The 21269-nt window shown below is 74.3% G+C and carries 19 protein-coding genes; 6 read left to right on the forward strand and 13 right to left on the reverse strand.

The annotated features are described in order from the left end of the window. Positions 1-35 precede the first annotated feature (35 nt). Complete coding sequence (locus AB0O19_RS36240) at positions 36-527, forward strand: SgcJ/EcaC family oxidoreductase (protein ID WP_363587604.1); 492 nt, start codon at positions 36-38, stop codon at positions 525-527. A 19-nt stretch (positions 528-546) separates the two neighbouring features. Here the strand turns inward: AB0O19_RS36240 and AB0O19_RS36245 are convergent, their stop codons facing one another. Then, positions 547-1659: an N-acetylmuramoyl-L-alanine amidase gene (locus AB0O19_RS36245; protein WP_363625800.1), complete on the reverse strand. Its 1113-nt coding sequence runs from the start codon at positions 1657-1659 to the stop codon at positions 547-549. A 104-nt stretch (positions 1660-1763) separates the two neighbouring features. Here AB0O19_RS36245 and AB0O19_RS36250 point away from each other — a divergent pair, with 104 nt between their 5' ends. The 3 genes from AB0O19_RS36250 (at position 1764) to AB0O19_RS36260 (ending at position 5774) form a co-directional block, all read left to right on the forward strand. Continuing rightward, positions 1764-2555: a TIGR03089 family protein gene (locus AB0O19_RS36250; protein WP_363587608.1), complete on the forward strand. Its 792-nt coding sequence runs from the start codon at positions 1764-1766 to the stop codon at positions 2553-2555. 135 nt (positions 2556-2690) lie between these two features. Next, the gene (locus AB0O19_RS36255) at positions 2691-3926 is read left to right on the forward strand and encodes an LCP family protein (RefSeq protein ID WP_363625817.1); all 1236 of its coding nucleotides are present in this window, start codon (positions 2691-2693) and stop codon (positions 3924-3926) included. Positions 3927-4118: 192 nt separating this feature from the next. Continuing rightward, entirely contained in the window at positions 4119-5774 is a 1656-nt protein-coding gene (locus tag AB0O19_RS36260; protein WP_363625802.1) for an LCP family protein, read from the forward strand. A gap of 25 nt (positions 5775-5799) precedes the next feature. Here AB0O19_RS36260 and AB0O19_RS36265 read toward each other — a convergent pair whose 3' ends face one another. From AB0O19_RS36265 to ssuE, 6 genes are all read right to left on the reverse strand, one after another. Then, positions 5800-6414 (reverse strand): acyltransferase, encoded by a 615-nt coding sequence (locus tag AB0O19_RS36265; RefSeq protein ID WP_363625804.1) that lies wholly within the window; start codon positions 6412-6414, stop codon positions 5800-5802. 97 nt (positions 6415-6511) lie between these two features. Then, a complete protein-coding gene (locus tag AB0O19_RS36270) occupies positions 6512-7552 on the reverse strand; it encodes a glycosyltransferase family 2 protein (protein ID WP_063349120.1) in 1041 nt (346 codons plus the stop codon). A gap of 236 nt (positions 7553-7788) precedes the next feature. Next, the gene (locus AB0O19_RS36275; RefSeq protein WP_363625806.1) at positions 7789-9789 is read right to left on the reverse strand and encodes a hypothetical protein; all 2001 of its coding nucleotides are present in this window, start codon (positions 9787-9789) and stop codon (positions 7789-7791) included. Between the two features lie 181 nt (positions 9790-9970). After that, the gene (locus tag AB0O19_RS36280) at positions 9971-12538 is read right to left on the reverse strand and encodes an FtsX-like permease family protein (RefSeq protein WP_363625808.1); all 2568 of its coding nucleotides are present in this window, start codon (positions 12536-12538) and stop codon (positions 9971-9973) included. A gap of 18 nt (positions 12539-12556) precedes the next feature. Continuing rightward, positions 12557-13324 carry an ABC transporter ATP-binding protein gene (locus AB0O19_RS36285; protein WP_363625818.1) on the reverse strand — a complete coding sequence of 256 codons (768 nt, stop codon included), beginning with the start codon at positions 13322-13324 and terminating at the stop codon, positions 12557-12559. A 353-nt stretch (positions 13325-13677) separates the two neighbouring features. After that, the gene (gene ssuE, locus AB0O19_RS36290) at positions 13678-14232 is read right to left on the reverse strand and encodes an NADPH-dependent FMN reductase (RefSeq protein ID WP_363587622.1); all 555 of its coding nucleotides are present in this window, start codon (positions 14230-14232) and stop codon (positions 13678-13680) included. 957 nt (positions 14233-15189) lie between these two features. Here ssuE and AB0O19_RS36295 point away from each other — a divergent pair. Then, positions 15190-16122: an LCP family protein gene (locus tag AB0O19_RS36295; RefSeq protein WP_363587624.1), complete on the forward strand. Its 933-nt coding sequence runs from the start codon at positions 15190-15192 to the stop codon at positions 16120-16122. Between the two features lie 64 nt (positions 16123-16186). Here AB0O19_RS36295 and AB0O19_RS36300 read toward each other — a convergent pair whose 3' ends face one another. After that, positions 16187-16744, reverse strand: coding sequence for a hypothetical protein (locus AB0O19_RS36300; protein WP_363587626.1), 558 nt, complete (start codon positions 16742-16744; stop codon positions 16187-16189). A gap of 225 nt (positions 16745-16969) precedes the next feature. Further along, positions 16970-17464 carry a peptidylprolyl isomerase gene (locus AB0O19_RS36305; RefSeq protein WP_363625809.1) on the reverse strand — a complete coding sequence of 165 codons (495 nt, stop codon included), beginning with the start codon at positions 17462-17464 and terminating at the stop codon, positions 16970-16972. A 152-nt stretch (positions 17465-17616) separates the two neighbouring features. Between AB0O19_RS36305 and AB0O19_RS36310 the strand changes: the two genes are divergently transcribed. Continuing rightward, positions 17617-18009 carry a MerR family transcriptional regulator gene (locus AB0O19_RS36310; protein ID WP_363587630.1) on the forward strand — a complete coding sequence of 131 codons (393 nt, stop codon included), beginning with the start codon at positions 17617-17619 and terminating at the stop codon, positions 18007-18009. A gap of 101 nt (positions 18010-18110) precedes the next feature. Here the strand turns inward: AB0O19_RS36310 and AB0O19_RS36315 are convergent, their stop codons facing one another. The 4 genes from AB0O19_RS36315 to AB0O19_RS36330 form a co-directional block, all read right to left on the reverse strand. Then, on the reverse strand, positions 18111-18560 hold the full coding sequence (locus AB0O19_RS36315) for a MarR family transcriptional regulator (protein WP_363625811.1): 450 nt from the start codon (positions 18558-18560) through the stop codon (positions 18111-18113). Positions 18561-18646: 86 nt separating this feature from the next. Then, positions 18647-20239: an alpha/beta hydrolase gene (locus AB0O19_RS36320; RefSeq protein WP_363625813.1), complete on the reverse strand. Its 1593-nt coding sequence runs from the start codon at positions 20237-20239 to the stop codon at positions 18647-18649. A 123-nt stretch (positions 20240-20362) separates the two neighbouring features. After that, positions 20363-21031 (reverse strand): class I SAM-dependent methyltransferase, encoded by a 669-nt coding sequence (locus tag AB0O19_RS36325; protein ID WP_363625815.1) that lies wholly within the window; start codon positions 21029-21031, stop codon positions 20363-20365. A 142-nt stretch (positions 21032-21173) separates the two neighbouring features. Continuing rightward, the coding region (locus AB0O19_RS36330; protein WP_157849844.1) for an acyl-CoA dehydrogenase family protein at positions 21174-21269 on the reverse strand (96 nt) is incomplete at its 5' end.

Genomic DNA, 21269 nt, shown 5'->3' on the forward strand with positions numbered 1-21269 from the left:
TGTCCGGCTCCACCGCCTTCGTCGACCATGGGGATATGAACGATACGCGGCTGCCGGAGCTGTCCTCCGGGGACGAGAGCGCGGTGCGGGCGCTGTACCACCGGGCGCTGGACGGGTGGAACCAGCGGGACGGTTCGGCCTTCGCCGGGCCGTTCGCCGAGGACGGGGAGGTGATCGGCTTCGACGGCACCCGGCACTGCGGGCGATCGGTGATCGCCGCCGAACTGGGGCGGCTCTTCGCGGACCACGCGACGCCGGAGTACGTGGCCAGGGTGCGCCGGGTCCGCGCGCTGGGGCCCGGGGTGGCGCAGCTGGACGCCGTCGCGGGGCTGGTGCCGGACGCCGCGGAGGACCTGGACCCGGCGCTCAACGCGGTGCAGACGGTGATCGCGGTGAACGCCGGGGCGGGCTGGCGGATCGGACTGCTGCAGAACACGCCGGCGCGCTACGACCTCCGGCCGGACCTGGCGGCGGCGTTGACGGCGGAGCTGCGGGGGCTGGTCGGGCGGGGGCCCGGGCCGGCGTAGGGCGGTGCGGTGCGGCGCGTCAGGGGGCCTGGAGGTGGGCCGCGGCCGTGCGGAGGGCGGGGAGCCGGGCGTAGAGGGCGTTGCCGGGGCATTCGGTGTTGAAGGCGTCGCGGTGGCCGGAGACGGCGTCGAAGTCGACGACGGTGCCCTTGGGGTAGCGGCTGGCGTCGGAGGCGGAGGTGAGCTTGGTGCGGCCGTCGGCGGGGTGGCCGGCGAGGCCGAGCTTCCAGCCGGCGATGGCGGCCAGGCCGTCCAGGAGGGGCTGGGGCGGGGCGTCGCCGACGTAGGTGCCGATGGCGGCGACGCCGGCCGAGTCGGTGTTGAAGCCGAGGGTGTGGGCGCCGTGGACGGGCAGGTCGACGCCGCCGGCCCGGCCCTCGTAGACGGTGCCGCAACGGTCGACCAGGAAGTTGTAGCCGATGTCCCGCCAGCCGCTGCTCTGAACGTGGTACTGGTAGATCGACCTGATCACCCGGGGGGCGTCGGAGCAGGCGTAGTCGGTGGCGGTGGCGGTGTGGTGGATGAACACCTCGTGGACCGGGCCGGTGTACTCGAAGGTCCGGTCGCGCAGGGACTCGTCCGCGCCCCAGCCGGCCCGGGCGACGATGGCGGGGCGCGGGGCCTGGTGGCCGTCGGCGGGGCGGCTGGGCAGGACCCGGGCGGCGGGCGAGGGCGCGCCCTGGCCGGGGTCGACCAGGTCGAGCCGCAGGCCGGGCGGGGGCCCGGCGGGGCCGGGGCGCACCTCGACGGCGACGCCGTCGCTGCGACCCGTCCACAGCGGCGCGGTGGCGCCGCGCGGGGCGCGGTCGGGGCCGTCCTCGGTGTCGGCCTCCAGGTCGTGCCAGTCGCCCCAGCGGCCGGTGGCCGCGTCCCGGGTGCGGACCCGGACGGCGCCGCCGGCCAGCGCGTCCGCCGGGCCGTCCCAGCCGACGCCGAGGAGTTCGAACGGCCGGGTGGTGCGCGGGGCCAGGGCGGGGCCGGGGCCGAGCGGCAGCGAGGTGACCGACCCGCCGCCGGCGGAGCCGCGGCGCCGGGCGCCGTCGGGGTCGGCCGGGCCGGCGGTGGCGGCGGGCTGGAGGAGCAGGGCGACGGTGCAGCCGGCGAGCACGGCGGCCGGGAGGGAAAGGCGCATAAACCGGATGGTGGCGGCAAATCGGGCCGCTCGCCACGCCGCCTCGCGCCCGGTCCGCCACCCCTCCCGACGGCCCACTCGAAGGCCGTAGGCTGGGGCGCACCATGACTGCGCATTTCGCTGCCGATGCCCGCACCCCCGTCGAACTGCTGCACGCATATCTGCGAGGCGGCACGCCCACGGTCGATCCCGCGGCCCCGCTGGTCACCTTCTACGACGACGCCACCGGCGAACGGGTGGAGCTGTCCGCCCGGACCTTCGACAACTGGGTGGCCAAGACGGCCAACCTCCTCCAGGACGAGTTGAACGCCGGCCCGGGCGACCGGGCCGTGCTGCTGCTCCCCGCCCACTGGCAGAGCGCCGTCTGGCTGCTGGCCTGCTGGTCGGTCGGGGTGACGGCGGTGCCCGGCGGCGACCCGGCCGACGCCGACCTGGTGGTCAGCGGTCCGGACGGACTGGCGGCCGCCCAGGCCTGCGAGGGCGAGCGGGTGGCCCTGGCCCTGCGCCCGCTCGGCGGACGCTTCCCGCAGCGCCCCGACGGCTTCCTCGACTACGCCGCCGAGGTGCCCGGCCAGGGCGACCGCTTCGCGCCGTACTCGCCCGTCGCCCCGGACGGCCACGCGCTGGAGACCGCCGTGGACGGGCTGCCGCTGAAGCTGACCGGCGAGCAGACCGTCGCGCTGGCCCGGGAGGGGGCCGCCCGGCTCGGGCTCAAGCCCGGCGACCGGGTGCTGTCCACCCTCTCGTTCGACGACTGGACCGGTCTGGAGGCCGGCCTGCTGGCGCCGCTGGCGGCCGGCGCCTCGGTGGTGCTGTGCCGCAACTCGCAGGGGCTCGAACCCGAGCAGTGGGAGAAGCGGACCGAATCCGAACGGGTGACACTGCGCCTCGGGTAACCCCCGGGTCGGACCGGGCGGGTAGGGATCCCTGCCATGGCCGAGGACGACACCGCGCACCCCCCGACCGACCCGCCCCCGACGGATGCGCACCCTTCCGAACCCGAACACCCGCGTCGGCGCCGGCGGTGGCTGATGATCACCGCCGGCGTCGTCGCGTTCCTGCTGGTCGCCACCGGGGCACTGCTCTGGATCGCCTACCGCAAGCTGGACGGCAACATCCGCACCGACTCGGCCACCGACCGGTTGCTCGCCCGGCTGGAGGCCGAGCGGCCGAGCCGGACCGCCGGGGCCAAGGGCTCCGAGAACATCCTGCTGATCGGCAGCGACGACCGCTCCGGCACCAACTCCTCGTACGGCGGCGAGCCGGGCACCCAGCGCTCGGACACCACGATCCTGCTGCACCTGGCCGCCGACCGGAAGCACGCGACGGCGGTCTCCCTCCCGCGCGACGTCATGGTCACCGTCCCCGTCTGCGAGAAGCCGGACGGCACCCGCAGCAAGGCCGGGCTGATGCAGTTCAACTGGGCGTTCGAGATGGGCGGCGCGGCCTGCTCGATCCGCACCGTCGAGCAGCTCAGCGGCATCCGGATCGACCACTACGTGATCCTCGACTTCAACGGCTTCAAGACGATGGTGAACGCGATCGGCGGGGTCGAGGTGTGCGTCCCGCAGGCGATCCACGACAAGGACGCCAGGCTCGACCTGCCCGCCGGGCGGCAGACCCTGCACGGCGAGCAGGCACTCGGCTACGTCCGGGCCCGGGAGAGCCTGGGCGACGGCAGCGACACCCAGCGGATGGGCCGTCAGCAGCAGTTCCTGGCCGCGCTGGTCCGCAAGGTGCAGTCGCAGGGCGTGCTGCTGAACCCGGCGCGGCTGTGGCCGGTGCTGGACGCGGCCACCTCCTCGGTCAAGGCGGACGGCGGGCTGTCCTCGCTCGGGGCGCTGTACGACCTCACCCAGGACCTGCGGGACATCCCCTCGGCGGATGTGGTGCTCCTGACCGCGCCGCGCCGCCCGTACCGGTACGACTCGGACCGGGACGAGTTCGTGCAGCCGCAGACCACCCAGCTGTTCACCGCGCTGCGGGACGACCGGTCGGTCGCCGTCCGGCCGCCCGGTTCGGCGCCGTCGCCGAGCGCCTTCGCCGGGGCCGGTGTCGGTGCCGGTGTCGGTGCCGGGGCCGGGGCGGGCGTCGGGGTCGGGGCGGGTGCGAGCCCGAGCCCGGTGGCGACGGGTGCAGGTACGGGCGCGGGGTCGGACGGGGCTGCGGGGGCTGCGGGGGCTGCGGCGAAGGCGTCACCTTCGGCGGACGCCTCGCCCACCTTCGAGGGACGCACGGCCGACGTGGACGCCTGCGCGCAGCACTGACCGCGGCTGCGCCGCAGGTCGGCACGGGTTTTCCGGAAATCCCGCACACCCAGGGGACTTTACCCAGCCATTACCTGAACATGGCGCAGATCACACCGGAAGGATTCCGCCGTTCGGCTCGTCTAGTGTGTCCGGATCGGCCCGCCGAACGGGCGAGCCGGAGCCGTGACCGGTCGGAGGTAGGGAACCCCCGTGCAGCAGGACAAACCGGAGGTCGATCCCGCCGACCAGTGGACGCGCGACCCGGAAACCGGCCAGTACCGCCTCGACCCGGCCGCCGGAATCCCCGGGCAGCGCCGCCGGACGGCCGAACGGAGAGCCGCCGAGGAGACGCCGGCCACCGAGTCCGGGACCGGGACCGCCGGCACCCCCGGGCCGGGCCGCCGCGACTCCCGGCGCCGAGCGGCCGCCGCCGCCAAGCGGACCCGGCGCCGCCGGGCGCTCAAGTGGACCGCCGGGGCCGGCGCCCTGGTGATGGTCGCGGGCTGCGGCGGGGCGTACTACCTGTACCAGCACTTCAACAGCAACCTGACCTCCGTCAAGGTCCAGCTGGGCAACGAGGAGGAGCGGCCCAAGGCCGCCGGGGACGCGCTCAACATCCTGGTGCTGGGCACCGACAGCCGGCAGGGCCTCGGCCGCGAGTACGGCGACGAGGGCAGCGCCGGGCACGCCGACACCACGCTGCTGTTCCACATCTCCAAGGACCGCTCCAACGCGACCGCGATCAGCATCCCGCGCGACCTGATGGTGCCGATCCCGGAGTGCCAGAGCAGCGACGGCAAGAAGATCCCCGGCTCCGCGCGGGACATGTTCAACAACAGCCTCGGCCAGGAGGGGCGCGACCCGGGCTGCACCTGGAAGACCGTCGAGAAGATGACCGGGATCCGGGTCGACCACTTCGTGCAGGTCAACTTCGAGGCGGTGAAGACGCTGTCCAGCGCCGTCGGCGGGGTCGAGGTCTGCGCGGCCAAGGACATCAACGACACGGACTCGCACCTGAAGATGAGCAAGGGCCGGCACGTGGTCCAGGGCGACGAGGCGCTGGCCTTCGTCCGCACCCGGCACGCCGTCGGCTTCGGGGGCGACCTCACCCGCATCCCGCTCCAGCAGCAGTTCATCAGCTCGATGATCCGCAAGATCAAGAGCGACGACACCCTGACCAGCCCGAGCAAGCTCTACAAGCTCGCCGACGCCGCCACCAAGGCGCTCACCGTGGACTCCGGGATCGGCAGCGTCGACAAGCTCAAGGACCTCGCGCTGGACCTCAGCAAGGTCGACACCAAGAACATCACCTTCGCCACCGTGCCGGTCCTGGACGACCCCAAGGACAAGGACCGGCTGGTGCTCAAGCAGCCGGACGCCGGGCAGCTGTTCTCGATGGTCGCGGGCGACCGCTCGCTGACCGAGACCGCCGCGCCCGCCGACGCCGCCACGGCCGCACCGGAGACCGCGGCGGCGGCCCCGACCGCCGCCGCCCCGACGGTGGACCCCAAGGACGTCCGGGTGACGGTGCGCAACGGCAGCGGGACGCGCGGGCAGTCGGGGCCCACCGTGGACAAGCTCCGCAGCAAGGGCTTCGCCAAGGCCACGACCGCCCCCGACGCGCCCGTCACCGCGACCACCGCGGTGTCCTTCCCGGCCGGGCAGGACGCCGCGGCCGCCGCCCTGGCCGCCGCGCTCGGCCTGCCGGGCGACGCCGTCCGGCCGGACCCGAAGGCGGATCCGAAGGGCCCGCTGGTGCTGGTGCTGGGCAAGGACGTCCTCGCCGCTCCGGCGGCGGCCCCGACCGAGGCGCCGAAGGACCTCCAGCGGGTGCAGGCGGACGACACCGACGCGTGCGCCAAGTAGGACGTGTGCGCCGAGTGGTCAGGCCCTACGCCGGCGCGAGGGTTCCGTCCGTCTCCCGGTAGTGCTCGCCGGTGCGGGGGCAGTGCCAGCGGCCGTCGCCGGCGGGCTCCAGCGGCTCGCCGGCGCGGCCGACCCAGCCGATCCGGCGGGCCGGGACGCCGGCGACCAGGGCGAAGTCCGGGACGTCCCGGTGGACCACCGCGCCGGCCGCGACCAGCGCCCAGCGGCCGACCGTCACCCCGGCGACCAGGACCGCCCGGCCGCCGATCGAACAGCCCTGACGGAGCGTCACTCCTTCGGCGCACCAGTCCTGTTGACGCTTGGGCCGACCGTCCGGGGTCACCGCGCGGGGGTGGCGGTCGTTGGTGAGGACGGCCGCGGGGCCGATGAACACCCCGTCCTCGACCAGCGCGGGCTCGTACACCAGCGCGTGGTTCTGCAGTTTGACCCGGTCCCCGATCCGGACGCCCGGGCCGACGTAGGCGCCGCGGCCGATCACGCACTCGGTGCCGATCACCGCGTCCTCGCGGACCTGGGCGAGGTGCCAGACCGTCGTCCCCGCGCCGATGACGGCCCGTTCGTCGACGTCCGCGCTCGGCTCGATCCGGGCCGCGCCGGGCCCGCCCTCAACTGTCGCCATGCGCACCGACGATAGCGGCGCGGGCTCGACTCTCAGGATTCGTCCGACAATTCGCGCGCCCGGCGGAAATTGTCGGACGAACCCTGCCGGGTCGGCGTCAGCTCGCCCTGGAGAGCACGTCCTTGGCGGCCGGTCCGACGCTGCCTATCACCCGGCGGGCCAGTGAGCGGGGCGAGGTGAGGAAGCCGAAGCCCCAGCTGAGGTGCATGGTGGCGAGCGCCACCGGCAGCATCGCCCTGGCCTTGAAGGACAGGCCGCGGCCGCCGACCAGCCCGCCGCCGAGGATGCCCAGCAGGTAGGCGCCGGGCACCGCGAGGAGGGCCGGGTGGACGGCGACGCCCAGCACCAGCCCGAGGGTGACGGCCAGCAGGGCGGTCGGCGGGGCCAGGTAGCGGAGGTTGACCGAGCCGCGGTGGTAGCGGGTGACCACCCGGCGCCAACGGCCGTAGTCCTTGTACTGCTTGGCCAGCGCCTTCACCGACGGCCGGGGCCGGTAGGTCACCTTGAGCTGCGGGGTGAACCAGACCAGCCCGCCGTCCTGGCGGATCCGGTAGTTGAGCTCCCAGTCCTGGGCGCGGATGAACTCCTCGTTGTAGCCGCCGAGCTTCTCCAGCACCTCGCGCCGGAACACCCCGAGGTAGACGGTGTCCGCCGGGCCGGCCAGGCCGCCGGTGTGGAAGGCGGCGTTGCCGACACCGATCTTGGAGGTCATCGCGGCGGCGACCGCGTTCTCCCACTCGGTCTCGCCCTCGGCGTGCATGATGCCGCCGACGTTGGCGGCGTCCATCTCGTCGAGCAGCCGGACCGCGGTGGTGATGTAGCCGGGGGTGAGCAGGCCGTGGCCGTCCACGCGCACCACTATCGGATGGCGCGAGCCGCGGATCGCGGCGTTCAGCCCCGCGGGGGTGCGACCGGTGGGATTCGGCACGGTCCGTACCCGCGGGTCCTCCGCCACCAGTTCGGCCGCGATCTCCGCGGTCCGGTCGGTGGACGGACCGAGGGCGATCACCACCTCCATCGGCCCGGGGTACTCCTGGTCCAGGATGCGCCGGACCGCCGTCCGCAGGTGTCGTTCCTCGTTGAGCACCGGCATGATCACGGAGACAGCCGGCAGCTCCTCAGCAGCCTTGGTGTTCATCGGGGCCAACCGTACCGGTGCGGACACGTCTCCGTCTTGTCCCGGTCCGGGCCGCTGCACGCAGCCCGCGACGCCCGGTTGGGCTCCTTGATCACGCCCACCGTACTCCGCTCCCCGTACGGGCCCGCAGCCGGGTCGGAACGGGCGGTTTCCGGAGGACGGGACGGAGCCCGGGAGGGCGCCCCCGGCGGGGTTCGGCGGTGGCCGCGCGGGTTCGGTGCAGGTTCGGCGCAGGTTCAGAGCAGGTGGTGAACGACGGTGAAGAGCGCGTAGCCGGCCAGCGACAACCGGTTCAGCAGGTGCTGCGGGCCGCCCAGCCGGTCCGGCAGCGACCGGTGCGGGCGCAGGTCCGGCCGGTGGGCGGCGGTCGCGACGGCCCGGGCCAGCTCCACCGGGTCGTAGCGGTCCCCGAAGTGTCCGGCCAGCCAGGCGGCCGGGCGGCTGCCGACGGTGACCTCCTCGCCCGAGCGCAGCTGGACGGTGAGCAGGTTGCGGTGGACCGCGGCCGCGTTGATCTCCTGCCACCGGAAGGTCCGGGTGCGCAGCGCGGTGGCCATCCGCAGGCCGTCCCGGTCGACGACCATCTGCCAGGAGAGGGTGCGGCCGCAGGCGAGGATCGCCACCGTGCCGGTCAGGAGCGGGTGCACCAGCCCGCCCCACCAGCCGCTCCTGCCGAGCAGCACGACGAGGCCCGCGAGCAGCAGTGCGGGCACCGGACCGGCCACCGCCCGCAGCGGCAGCGGCATCTCCCAGCGCCGGGCGGGCACCGGTTCGGCGTCCGGCCCGGCCGAGGGGGCGGCGGCCACCGTCTCGGCGGTCAGGGCGGCGACGGCCAGTTCCCGCTCCCGGTAGCCCTCGGTGCGCCGGCCCGGCCGCGGGGCCCGGGCGGCGGGGGCGACCACGGCCGCCACCCACCGCGGGTCGTGGTCCAGCAGTCCGGGGCGGACCAGGAGCTGCTGCTCCGGCCCGTCGGGCCCCCGGTACAGCACGGCCGGCACGCTCCGGCCGGCACGGGCGAGCCAGGCGGCGGCCTGCTCCGGGGTCAGCCGGTCGAAGACGTCCCCGAGCTCCTCCTCTTCCTCGTCGTAGGAGACCTCGAGATCGAGGTGGTCGGCGTCGTCGTCCTCGGTCTCCAGGTGTTCGGGCACCCAGGCCGGGCCCTCGCCGCCCGGGGCGCCGTAGCGGGCCCAGCGGTAGCGGTCGCCCTCGACCAGCCGCCAGAGCGCGGGGCCGTCCGGCGGGCCGTCCAGCGGCTGCACCAGCAGGTCGCCCCGGGCGTCGGCGCGGACCCGGACGGCGAGGGCGGGCGCGGAGCCCGCGAAGGAGGGCCGGGAGCGGCGGGCGTTCGCGGTGGCGGCCGAACCGAGCAGCAGCAATCCGGGCAGGGCGAGCAGGCCGCCGGCGGTCAGCGCGCCGGTGAGGTCGTAGTCGTCGCCGACGGCGCGGACGGCGGCGCCGTCCACCAGCAGCGGGACGGCCTCGCCGGGCTGCGGCGGCCGGGCCCACCAGACGTCCAGCCGGGCGGTGCGTTCCGGGCCGCCGCCGGGCGGGTGGAAGCGGACGGTCAGGACGCCGTCCTGGTCGGTGTCGCCCGCGGTGCCGGTGACCTGGTCGGCCCGTTCGGCGCTCGCCTGCTGCCGGGCCTGCCCCCACAGCCCGTACAGCGGGAACGCCAGGGCGGCGGCGAGCAGCAGGCCCCCGAGCGCGCGGCGCAGCACCGGCGGGCCGTCGGGGTGGACGGGTGAGGGCGCTCCGGCGGCGGTCCAGGGGAAGGGGACGGGCGGGGCCATCAGTTCGTCGAGCTGCTGGCGGGCGCGGCGGCGGCCGAGCTCGGCGCCGATCAGCGCGGCGGAGAGCAGCAGGTGGACCAGGACGGCCGTCCAGCGGCCGAGCGGGGTGACCAGGCCGTGCGGGGCGTACCAGAGCACCGCGAGGACGGCCGGCGGGACCAGCGCCCGGCCGCGGAACCGGCCGGCCAGCAGGACCACTTCGGCGAGCACCGACCAGGCGGCCAGCGAGGAGCCCCAGGTGTCCCGGCAGACGCCCTGGACGTTGCAGTCGCCGGGGGTCGGCTCCACCGCGGTGGCCAGGATGACGAAGGCGGCCGGCAGCAGCGCCGGCCAGCGGCCGTCCAGGCGCCAGGCGGTGCGGGCGGCGCGCCAGCGGGTGGCAGCGGCGGCGGTGAGGGGCGCGGCGCTGGGCAGCGGCGGGGCGTCCGGGGTATCCGGGGCGAACATCGGACGATCATCTCAGTCGGCCGGGGGCGGCCCGTGCCGCAGGGGCCGGGTGCTGCCCGCACCCGGCCCCTGCCCCCCGTTTCCCCCCCTCGGCGGCCCCCCCCACCGCCGGGTCCTGCGGCCCGCGCCGCCCGGCCGGTCCGTCGTGACGGCCGCGGTCGGTCCGTCGCGATGGCCCCGGTCAGTCCGTCGCGATGGCCGCGAGGACGTTCATCCGCCCGGCCCGGAAGGCCGGGACGAGGGCGGCGACCAGCCCGATCACCACCGAGGAGACCAGCGTCACCGCGAGCGTGGTGGTCGGGACGGAGAGCGTGGCCAGACCCTGGTCGCGCAGCACCCGCTGGGCGGTGACGCCCCAGGCCAGCCCGAGCCCGGTGCCCAGGACCGCGCCGAACACCGAGATCACCACGGCCTCCAGCCGGATCATCCGGCGCAGCTGGCGGCGGGAGAGCCCGATCGCCCGCAGCAGGCCGATCTCCCTGGTCCGCTCGACCACCGACAGCGCCAGGGTGTTGACCACCCCGAGCACGGCGACCGTGATGGAGAGGCCGACCAGGCCGTAGATCAGGTAGAGCAGGGTGTTGACCTGGGACTGCACGACCTCCTTGTAGCCGGCCTGGTCCTTGATGGTCAGCTGCGGGTACTCCTTGAGCGCGCCCTCCAGGGCGGTCAGCGTCTTCGCGACGTCGGCTCCGGAGGAGGCCTTGGCGAAGAACGTCCAGACCGGCGGCTGCTCGGCGGCGGGCACGGCCCTGGCCATGGTGTCGAAGTCGACGAAGGAGCCGTCGCCGAACAGCGAGCCCTTCGCGAACACGGCGCCCACCGGCAGCACCTGGGTGCGGCCCTTGCCGTAGGCGACGGTCACCTGGTCGCCGACCTTCAGGCCGTGGTCCTTCGCGAAGGCCTCGCCGATCCCCAGCTCGCCCCGCCCGATCGCGTCCACCGAACCGGCGGTGACCGGGAGGTGGAAGTCGGTGCCGAAGAAGGCGGGCGGCGCGGCGGTGAGGTTGGTCTTCACGCTCCGGCCGTCCGGCAGCTGGAGCTTGGGGCCGAAGGACTTCTGGGTGGTGACGTGGTCGATGCCCGGGGTCCGGCGGACGGCGTCCAGCATCTCGGGGGTGATCGAGGTGCGGCCGCCCTGGACGATGTAGTCCGCGCCCACCGACCGGTCGATCTGCGCGTTGGCCGAGGTGACCGTCGAGGCGCTGAACACCGAGGAGCCGATCACCAGCGCCAGTCCGATCATCAGCGCGGCGGCGGTGGCCCCGGTACGACGCGGGTTGCGCATCGCGTTGCGCTGGGCGAGCCGGCCGGACGGGCCGAACAGCGCCGGCAGCAGCGCGCCCAGCACCCGCACCACGGCGGTGGCCAGCAGCGGGCCGAGCACCACGAAGCCGACCAGGGTGAGCAGCACGCCGAGACCCAGGTACTGACCGCCGGTGGCCGCCTTCTCCGCCTGCGCGGCCAGCACCAGCAGACCGCCGCCGCCCGCCGTCAGGACCAGGCCGACCACCGTGCGGACCAGGTTGGCGCGGCCCTCGGCCGGCGTGCCGTGGTCGCGCAGCGCGGCCATCGGCGCGATCCGGCTCGCCCGGCGGGCCGGGACCCAGGCCGCCACCAGGGTCACCACGATGCCCAGGGCGTACCCGGCGAGGAACACCGTAGGACCGATCTTCAGGTCGCCCGCGTCGAGCTTCATGCCGATCGCGTTCATCAGCTTGATCAGGCCGACCGCGATGCCCAGACCGGCCGCGACCCCGAGGGTCGAGCCGAGCACGCCGAGGATCAGCGCCTCGACCAGGACCGAGCGGTTCACCTGCCGGCGGCTGCCGCCGATGGCGCGCAGCAGGCCGATCTCCCGGGTGCGCTGGGCGACCAGCATCGAGAAGGTGTTGATGATCAGGAAGCAGCCGACGAACGCCGAGATGAGCGAGAAGCCGAGCATCGCGTTCTTCATGAAGCCGAGGCCGCTGCCGATGCTCTTGGTGTTCTCGTCCTTCTGCTCGGCCGCGGTCTTCACCTGGTAGCCGGCGCCCAGCTTGGCCAGGGCGTCGGCCTTGAGCCGGTCGTTGCCCCGGCTGCCGTCGCCGAACGCCTCGACCGAGGTGTACGCCTGCTCGCCGAGCAGCACCTGCTGGGCGGTCGGGGTGTCCAGGAAGGCCAGCGCCGCACCGGGGTTGGTGGTGGTGAAGGAGGCGATGCCGGAGATCGTGAACTCGTGCCGGCCGTCGGCGTTGTCGACCCGGAGCTTGGCGCCGAGGCCGAGCCCGGCCTTCTTCGCGGTGTCCGCGTCCAGCACCAACTCGCCCGCGTTCCGCGGGGCGTGGCCCTGGGTGAGGTGCACCGCGCTGCGCGGGGTCTCGGTCCAGTTGCCGACCAGGGTCGGCGCGCCGGAGGTCGGGCCGACCAGCTTGTTGGTGGCCGGGTCGACCAGGGTCGCGTTCTCGACCATGACCTGGCCGACCGCCGACTTCACCCCCGGCACCGCGGCGACCTGCTGCGCGGCCGCCACCGGGACGGTCCGCGGCTTGTCGGAGGCCTGCTGGTCGTCGTCCTCGGCCGGCTTGGGCGGCTGGACGGAGACGTCGGAGGCGGTCGCGGCGAACAGCTTGTCGAAGGTGCTGGTCGCGGTGTCGGAGAAGACCAGGGTGCCGGAGACGAACGCGACCGACAGCATCACGGCGATCAGGGAGAGCACCATGCGGCCCTTGTGGGCGAAGAAGCTCCGCAGAGCGGTCTTGAGCAGCATCTGTCCCGTCCCGCCCGCTCAGCTGGTCCGCTTGCCGTCGAAACGGCGCATGCGTTCGAGGACGGAGTCGGCGGTGGGCGCGTGCATCTCGTCGACGATCACGCCGTCGGCGAGGAAGAGCACGCGGTCCGCGTAGCCCGCGGCGACCGGGTCGTGGGTCACCATCACGATGGTCTGGCCCAGTTCGTCGACCGAGCGGCGCAGGAAGGTGAGCACCTCGGCGCCGGCCCGGGAGTCCAGGTTGCCGGTGGGCTCGTCGCCGAAGATGATCTCGGGCCGGGCGGCCAGCGCCCGGGCCACCGCGACGCGCTGCTGCTGGCCGCCGGAGAGCTGCGCCGGGCGGTGCTTGAGCCGGCCGGCCAGGCCGACGGTCTCCACCACCTGGTCCAGCCAGGCCTGGTCCGGCCGGCGGCCGGCGATGTCCATCGGCAGCGTGATGTTCTCCAGCGCGGACAGCGTCGGGAGCAGGTTGAACGCCTGGAAGATGAAGCCGATCTTGTCCCGGCGCAGCCTGGTCAGCTGCTTGTCCTTGAGTCCGGTGATCTCGGTGTCGCCGATCCAGATCCGCCCGCCGCTGACCGTGTCCAGGCCGGCCAGGCAGTGCATCAGGGTCGACTTCCCGGAGCCCGACGGGCCCATGATCGCGGTGAAGCGGCCACGCTGGATGTCGACGTCCACCGCGTCGAGCGCGGTGACCCTGGTCTCGCCCGCGCCGTACGCCTTGCTGACCTGACGGGCCGCGGCGGCGACGGCGGGCGCGCCGCCGGGAAGCTGGGGGTCGTACACGGCTGTGGCTGCCGTCGTCACTGGAGTCTCCTAAGAAGTGGGCCCGACCGTCGACCCCGGCCGGCCCTCCGTGCGCGGGCATGCCGCAGGACGCGGGCATGGCGCGGGAAGGGTCGTCGACCGGGAGTTGACCCCACCCACCGGGCCCGGCGGGCGCCGGTTCCCGGGAGAACCTCGCCCCTCGTCGGCACGAGCGGGGACGTCCACAACGTTAGGAGGAACAGCGGGCGCTCTCGTCATCCGCCGGAATGAAGCCGTCCAACCAAGGATCTACGGGGCGCGGCGCCCCTCCCCCTAAGGGGTGCCGCGCCCCGTCTCGGGGACGCCCCGTACGGGGCCCGGGCCCCGGTTCCTCAGCCGGTCAGCGCCGGTACGGCCAGCCGCTCCAGGGCCTGCGCGAAACCCTCCACGACCGGGGCCAGCAGGGCGTCGGTCTCGCGCTCGACCAGGGTCGTCCCGTCCTCCCCGGTGGTGATGTGGCGGTCGAGCACGAACCAGCCCTGGGTGATGTGGCCGGCGCCCATCGAGCTGAGCACCGGGCGCAGCGCGTAGTCCACCGCCAGCACGTGCGCGGGCGAGCCGCCGGTGGCCAGCGGCAGGACGGCCTTGCCGGCCAGCGCGTACTGCGGGAGCACGTCCAGCAGGGCCTTCAACAGGCCCGAGTAGGCGGCCTTGTAGACGGGGGTGCCGATCACGACGCCGTCCGCCCGGGCGAACAACTCGGTCACGGCGACGATCTCCGGGTGGTCGAAGTCGCCCGACAGCAGCGCGTGCGCGGGCAGGCTGCGCGCCTCGAACGGGACGACGTGGTGGCCGCGGGCCTCCAGCCCGGCGTCGACGTGGCGCAGCAGGCGGGTGGTGCGGGAGGTGGCGGACGGGGAGCCGGAAACGGACAGGACGGTGGCCATGGGGTTCACCTTTGGCTGGAAGCGGGGGCGGCGCCACGCGGCGCAGGAGGACCGCTGCGGGTCGGAGCCCTGGAAGGTGTTTCGACGTGCTCGGCGTGCTCGGCGTGCTCGGCGTGCTCGGCGTGCTCGGCGTGCTCGGCGTGCTCGGCGTGCTCGACGCGTTCGAGGTGAGGTGCTCGGCGCGGGTGGGGTGACGCCGAGGTGATCCGGTGGGCGCGCTTCAGCCGCGACAGAGCGAACAGGCCACACCACGCCGCAGGTCGACGTGCCGCCGACGCGTGAGTGCCCAACGCTGATCCATACCCGAAATGCAAACACGCTGCGTTCGAGCCGGTCAAGAATCGTTTCGCCAGTTGAACGGCGGGTGACGTGACGCGTGGTGACCGGGCTCACGTCGACCCGGCGCCCGCGCCGCCCGTCCCCACCGTCGTACGGCCGCGCGGAAGTTGCGGCGGAACGATCCGACCCGTGCATCAAAACTGCTACAAGCGACCTGGTGGAGTACCCCGGGGGGAGTCAGCACGAGCGGGGTCGGGCATCCTCGACGACATGAACACGTGGCAGGAGGGCCGCCCGGGAGGCGGCGGGAACCCGTACCGAGACGGGAACCCGTATGGGGGCGGCGGCAACGGCGGCGCGTACGGGCGCGGCGGGGGCGGCGCGGCGGCCGAGCCGCCGCTGCCGTCGTCGATGAACCCGCGCGGGCCGGGTGCGCCCGCGCCACGACAGCCGGAGCCGTCCCGGCTCGGCGGCGTCCCGCCGCAGGGTCCGGGCGGGCAGCCCGGCGGCCGCCCCGGTGGGCCTGGGGGCCCCGGCGGTCCCGGCGGTCCCGGCGGTCCCGGACGACCGGGTGGGCCCGGGGGCCCGGGCGGCGCCCAGCCGGGCGGTATACAGACCAAGCGGTGGCCGCGGCGCCGGATCGTCAAGTGGTCGGTCTTCGGCCTCCTGATCGCCGTCATGGTCACCGCCGTCTCGACCTGGTTCTGGGCCGACTCCAAGCTCAACCACGAGAACGTGCTCGCCGACTACCCCGGCCGCCCGCCGGCCGGCAAGGGCACCAACTGGCTGATCGTCGGCTCCGACAGCCGCCAGGGCCTCACCGACTCGGAACAGGACGACCTGCACACCGGTCACGACACCGAGGGCAAGCGCAGCGACTCGATGATGATCCTGCACGTCGGGGACAACGGGAACACCCTGATGAGCATCCCGCGCGACTCCTGGGTGCCGATCCCCGAGTACAAGAGCAGCAGCGGCAAGACCCTCAAGGGCACCACCTCGAAGATCAACTCGGCCTTCGGCAACGGCGGCGGCCGCCTCCTCGTCCAGACCGTCGAGCTGAACACCGGCATCCGCATCGACCACTACGCCGAGATCGGCTTCGCCGGCTTCGTCGGCATCGTCGACTCCATCGGCGGCGTCGAGATGCACATCGACCAGGACCTCAAGGACAAGGACTCCGGTCTCGACCTCAAGGCCGGCGACCAGACCCTCAGCGGCAAGCAGGCCCTCGCCTTCGTCCGCCAGCGCCACCAGATGGCCGACCAGGACCTCGGCCGGATGCGCAACCAGCAGAAGTTCCTCGGCGCCCTCGCCCACCAGGCGGCCTCCCCCGGCACCGTGTTGAACCCGTTCACCTTCTACCCGCTGGTCGACTCCGCCCTCGGCACCCTCATCGTCGACGACGACGCCGGCCTCACCGACCTCGGCTCGCTCTTCCTCGCCATGAAGGACGTCAACGGCGGCGGCGGCAAGACCCTGACCGTCCCGATCGGCAACCCGGATTACCGGACCAAGACCGGGGAGTCGGCGGTGCTGTGGGACGCCGCCAAGTCCAAGCAGGTCTTCGACGCCTTCAAGAACGACACCGCGGTACCGGACATCAAGTAGCCCGCCGTGACGTGAAGTGGCCGCGCCGACACCATGGGTGGATGTCGGCCCGGGCCGCGGTCGCCTAACCCGCCTGCGGGAGCAGGCCGGTGCCGCACTCGGGGAAGCGGACCAGCCACTCCCCCTCGCCGCCGGCGGCCTCGGTGGCGCCCGCGTAGCCGTAGTGGATCAGCCGCCCCTCGCCGCCCGCCAGCCAGCGGGCGCCGGTCAGGTGCACGGTCAGGGCCGCCGGGCGGTGCGGGTCGGGCCGCTCCAGCACCAGCTCGTGCTCGGCCTCGCCCGGCCGGAAGGCCACCGCGGTCTCCGTGGCCGGCCGGCGCGGGCTGCCGCCCTCCCGGTACGTCCAGTACGCGGCCACCGTCACGGTGAGCGCGCCGTCCACGCCGCCGGTGCCCGGCCGCACGTACTCCTCGTCCGGCACCCAGCGCGAGTGGTGGCGGATCTCCTCCGGCCCCCAGCGCTCGTCCCAGCGCACCCAGTAGCCCGCCACCCGCTTGACCGTCATGACCTCGCAGGCGACCCGCACCGCGATCCGCGCCGGATTGACCGGCTCGCACGAGGCCAGCGAGACCACCGTCACCTGCTCGTACGTCACCGCGCCGTCGTCGGCGTCCTGTTCCATCGGTGAACCACCTTGCCGGAGTGTCGAGTTCGCCGCGGCTCCGACCGCGCACGGAGAGCCTAGAGCGACCGGATCGGCACACGGAGTGATTGCGCGGTTCCGGCCCGCCCGCCCGCTCACCGGGCTACCCTGCCCCCGGACACGCCACCGCCCCGGAGTGGGAAGTCGACTGATCGGACTTCCCCGGCCGGGGCGGTGTGCGGTTTCGAACCGATGAACCGGTGACTACTCGACGATGCCGGACTTGGCGATGGTGACCTTCGCCGAGGTGCGGCCGCTCTGCGAGCCGAGCTTCTCGACCGCCGTCACGACGTCCATGCCCTCGACGACCTCGCCGAAGACGACGTGCTTGCCGTCCAGCCAGTCGGTGACGATGGTGGTGATGAAGAACTGCGAGCCGTTGGTGTTGCGGCCGGCGTTGGCCATCGACAGCAGGCCCGGGCGGGTGTGCTTGATCTTGAAGTTCTCGTCGGCGAACTTCTCGCCGTAGATGCTCTTGCCACCGGTGCCGTTGTGGTTGGTGAAGTCACCGCCCTGCAGCATGAACTGCGGGATCACGCGGTGGAAGCCGGAGCCCTCGTAGCCGAAGCCGTTCTGGCCGGTCGCGAGCTCGCGGAAGTTCTGGGCGGTCTTGGGGACGACGTCGTCGTACAGCTTGAAGACGATGCGGCCCGACGGAACGCCGTCGATCTCGATGTCGAAGAAAACGTTGGAAGCCATGCAGGGATCATGGCACGACCCGTCGGCCGACGCGCGTCACCCCCGGCCCGGCGCCGGGTGGCGGCCCCGTGTTATCCGGCCGGCGCGAGGGCCGCGGAAGCTACCATCACCGTCGGGTTCAAGCGTTCGGTCACGGCGACGGGGTGGGCGGCATGCGGATCGGTGAACTGGCCCGACGGACGGGCGTGAGCGAGCGCTCGCTGCGCTACTACGAGCAGCAGGGCCTGCTGGTCGCCCGACGGACCGACGGCGGGCACCGGGAGTACCCGGAGCCGGCGGTGGACCGGGTCGTGCTGATCCAGGAGCTGTTCGCGGCCGGGCTGCACAGCCGCACGATCTACAAGATCCTCCCCTGCATGCGCGACTCCGACGGCGGCCCGAACGAGATCGCCACCCCGCTGCTGGTCGAGGAACTGGCCTCCGAACGGGACCGGATCGACCGGATGATCACCGACCTGCTCCGCTCCCGCGAGGTGCTGGACGAGGTGATCGCGACCGCCTCCGGCCGGCCGCGGGCCGGGGCGGCGGAGGCCGACGCGGTGTAGCCGAGACCGCGGAGGCCCGGGGCCCGGGGCCCGGGGCCCGGGGCTCGGGGCTCGGGGCTCGGGGCTCGGGGCTCGGGGCTCGGGGCTCGGGGCTCGGGGCTTCAGGCCTTCAGCTTGCGCCAGACCGCCTCCAGGGCCGCGATGTCGCCCTCGTCGAGCCGGTCGGTGAAGACCGGCGCGAGGACGGCCCGCCGGGTGGCGTCGGCCTCGGCGAAGGCGGCGCGACCCTGCCCGGTCAGTTCGATCCGCACCGACCGGGCGTCGGAGGCGGAGGGCGTGCGGGCCACCAGGCCGCGTGCGGCCAGGGCGTCGACCACCCGGGAGACCTGGCTGCGGCTGAGCATCGTCTTCGCGCCCAGGTCGGAGGCGGCGACCGGCTCCTGCTGCCCGTTGAGCCAGAGCATCACCTCGAACCAGGACAGCGACAGCCCGTGCACCCGGGTGAGCTCGCGGTCCACCTGGGCGGCGAGGGTGGTGCCGGCCCAGACCAGACCGTAGAAGGCGTGGTCCTGCTCGGACAGCGGGCCCAGGGAGAGGTCGGCACGGTTCATGACGTTCATCGTACCGAGGTGCGTGCGCGTGCACGGACTCCGCGCACGCGCACGACTCCGGCGGCTGCACCGCCAGAGCGTCCTGGCTAGAACGCCTGGTGGTCCGGCTCGCAGACCGTGCCGGGCGGCGGGAGTTCACCGCTGACCAGGTACCGCTGCTCGCGGTCCCAGGCGCAGGCGCTCGGGTTGCCCAGCGCCGTGTGGCCGTAGCCGTGGACGGTCAGCAGGCGGCCGCGGGCGAGGGTGTCGGCGAGCGCGCGGGACCCTTCGTAGGGCCAGGCCGGGTCGCCGGTGAGGGCCACGACCAGGATCGGCGCGGAGGTCGGCCGGTTCCACGGGCCGGTGTAGCGGTCCCGGGCGGCCTCGGCCGGCCAGGCGGCGCAGCGCTGGTTCTGCCAGACCAGGTACGGGCCGGTGGCGCCCGCACGGGCCCGGGCGAGGGCGGACAGCGCCGGGTACGTGGTGTCGGCGGCCGGGTCGGCACCGGAGACGGGCGGGTTGACGGTGTCGGCGCAGAGCGCCCCGAGGGTCTGCGCCTGCTTGGGCTGGCCGCCGGTCGGCAGTGGCGCCGAGGCGTCCGGGGCGGCGGTCCACAGCTGCTGGAGCAGTCCGCCCAGCGCCGGCCAGCCGGTGCCGGGGGCGTTCGGCACCGGGGTGGCGGCGTAGAGCATCGGCAGGACGGTGGAGGCGGTGGAGGCCTGGTCGAAGGTGGCCGCCGCCGGCGGGGTGCCGAGCGTCACCGGCGCCCGGCCCAGCCGGTCGAGCAGTTCGGCGAACTTGGCGCGGGTGGCGTCCCGGTCCGCCGCCGCGAAGGCGCAGGCGGCGGGGCCGGCGTCGGCGCACTGGTCGAGGAAGGCGTCGAGGGTGCGGGCGCCGGCGAGGTCGCTGCCGGTGCGCAGGAACGGCGGCAGGGCGCGCTGCTGCGGCGAGCGCCCGGTGGACCAGGCGACCGGGTCGGGGGCGCTGTCCAGCACCATCGCGCGTACCCGGGTCGGGAAGAGGTTGGCGTAGGTGGCGCCCAGGTAGCTGCCGTACGAGGTGCCGAGGTAGCTCAGCCGGCGGTCGCCGACGGCGGCGCGCAGCAGGTCCAGGTCGCGGGCCGTGTCGGCGGTGGACAGGTGGGCGAGCAGGCCGGTCCGCTCGTTGTCGGCGCACTGGCGGCCGAAGCGCGCGTACGTCGTCGCCCAGGCCGACTCCTGGGCGGCGCCGACCGGGTAGCCGGCCGGCAGCCCGGCGAGCAGGCCCTGCTCGGCCGCCGCGTCCGGGAAGCACTGCGGCACGGTGGAGTCGCCGACGCCGCGCGGGTCGAAGCTGACCAGGTCGAACCGCTCCCGCACCTGCGCCGGGAGCATCCCGTACACGGCGGGCAGCGCCTGGGTGCCGGGCACGCCCGGGCCGCCGGGGTTGAAGAACAGCGAGCCGATCCGGTGCGCCGGGTCGGTCGCGGGGTGCCGGATGACGGCCAGCTCGACGGTGCGCCCGGCCGGGTCGCGGTAGTCCATCGGCACCGTGGCGCGGGCGCAGTCGAAGTCCGGTACGCAGGACCGCCAGTCCAGCCGGGGCACCGGCCCTGCGGGGGCGGCCGCCGCCGAGGCGGCCGGGGCGAGACCGGCCAGCAGCAGCCCGGCGGCTGCGGCGGCGCCGGTTCTGAGGGCGGAGGTGAGGCGGGGTCGGGGCATGGGCAGGGCCTCCCGTTTCGGTGGACTGACGTGCAGTCACCAAGACTCGGGGCGCCCGCTGCCGGACCTCTCACATCCCACCGGCACCGCTGTCATGCCGCTGTCACCGCCGCCCCGCGCGGCTCAGGCGGGCTTGCGGGCCAGCAGGTAGGCCTGCGGGGTCGGCTGCACGCCCTCCTCCGGCTCACGGAGCGTGCGGGAGGTGAGCCGCAGTCCGGCCTCGCGGACCAACTCCGCGATCCGGTCCGGCTGCTGGCGGCGGAAGTCCAGCGCCACCGGGTGGCCGAAGGGCTGGTCGATCCGCAGGGGCTCGTCACCGACCTGGAAGGCGAGCAGCAGGTGGCCGCCCGGGGCGAGCACCCGCGCGAACTCGGCGAACACCTCCGGCAAGCGCTCCGCCGGGGTGTGGATGATCGAGTACCAGGCGACCGCGCCGGTCAACTCGCCGTCCCGCAGCGGGAGGTCGAACAGCGAGCCCTCGGTGAAGTCCAGCCCGGGGTACGTCGCGCGGGCCAGCTCGACCATCCTCGGCGACAGGTCGATGCCGCGGACGTCGAGGCCGAGGCCGTGCAGGTGGTGCGTCACCCGGCCGGGGCCGCAACCCAGTTCGGCCACCGGGCCGTCGGCGCGCCCGGTACGGACCGACTCGGCGCGGACCAGCTCGGCGAAGGCCGCGAGCACCGCCCGGGACAGCGGCTCGCCGGCCAGTTCGTCGCGGAAGCGGTCGGCGTAGTCGACGGCGATGGCGTCGTAGAACGCCCTGGTCGTGGTGAGGAAGTCCGGCTCGGCCATGGTCCGGCACCCTACCCGTCACCGCCGGGTCTGGCGCGCGGCCGGCTCCAACTCCCGCTCCGCCACCGTCTGGTCGCCGCCCGTCTCGCCGGTCGGCGTCGACGAGCAGGCGCCAGAGGCCGGAGCGGGGGCGGTCGTCCGGCTACGGCAGGTTGCGGGCCATGACGATGCGCTGGACCTGGTTGGTCCCCTCGTAGATCTGGGTGATCTTCGCGTCCCGCATCATCCGCTCCACCGG

Source organism: Kitasatospora sp. NPDC091276 (assembly GCF_040684355.1).
GTDB lineage: Bacteria > Actinomycetota > Actinomycetes > Streptomycetales > Streptomycetaceae > Kitasatospora.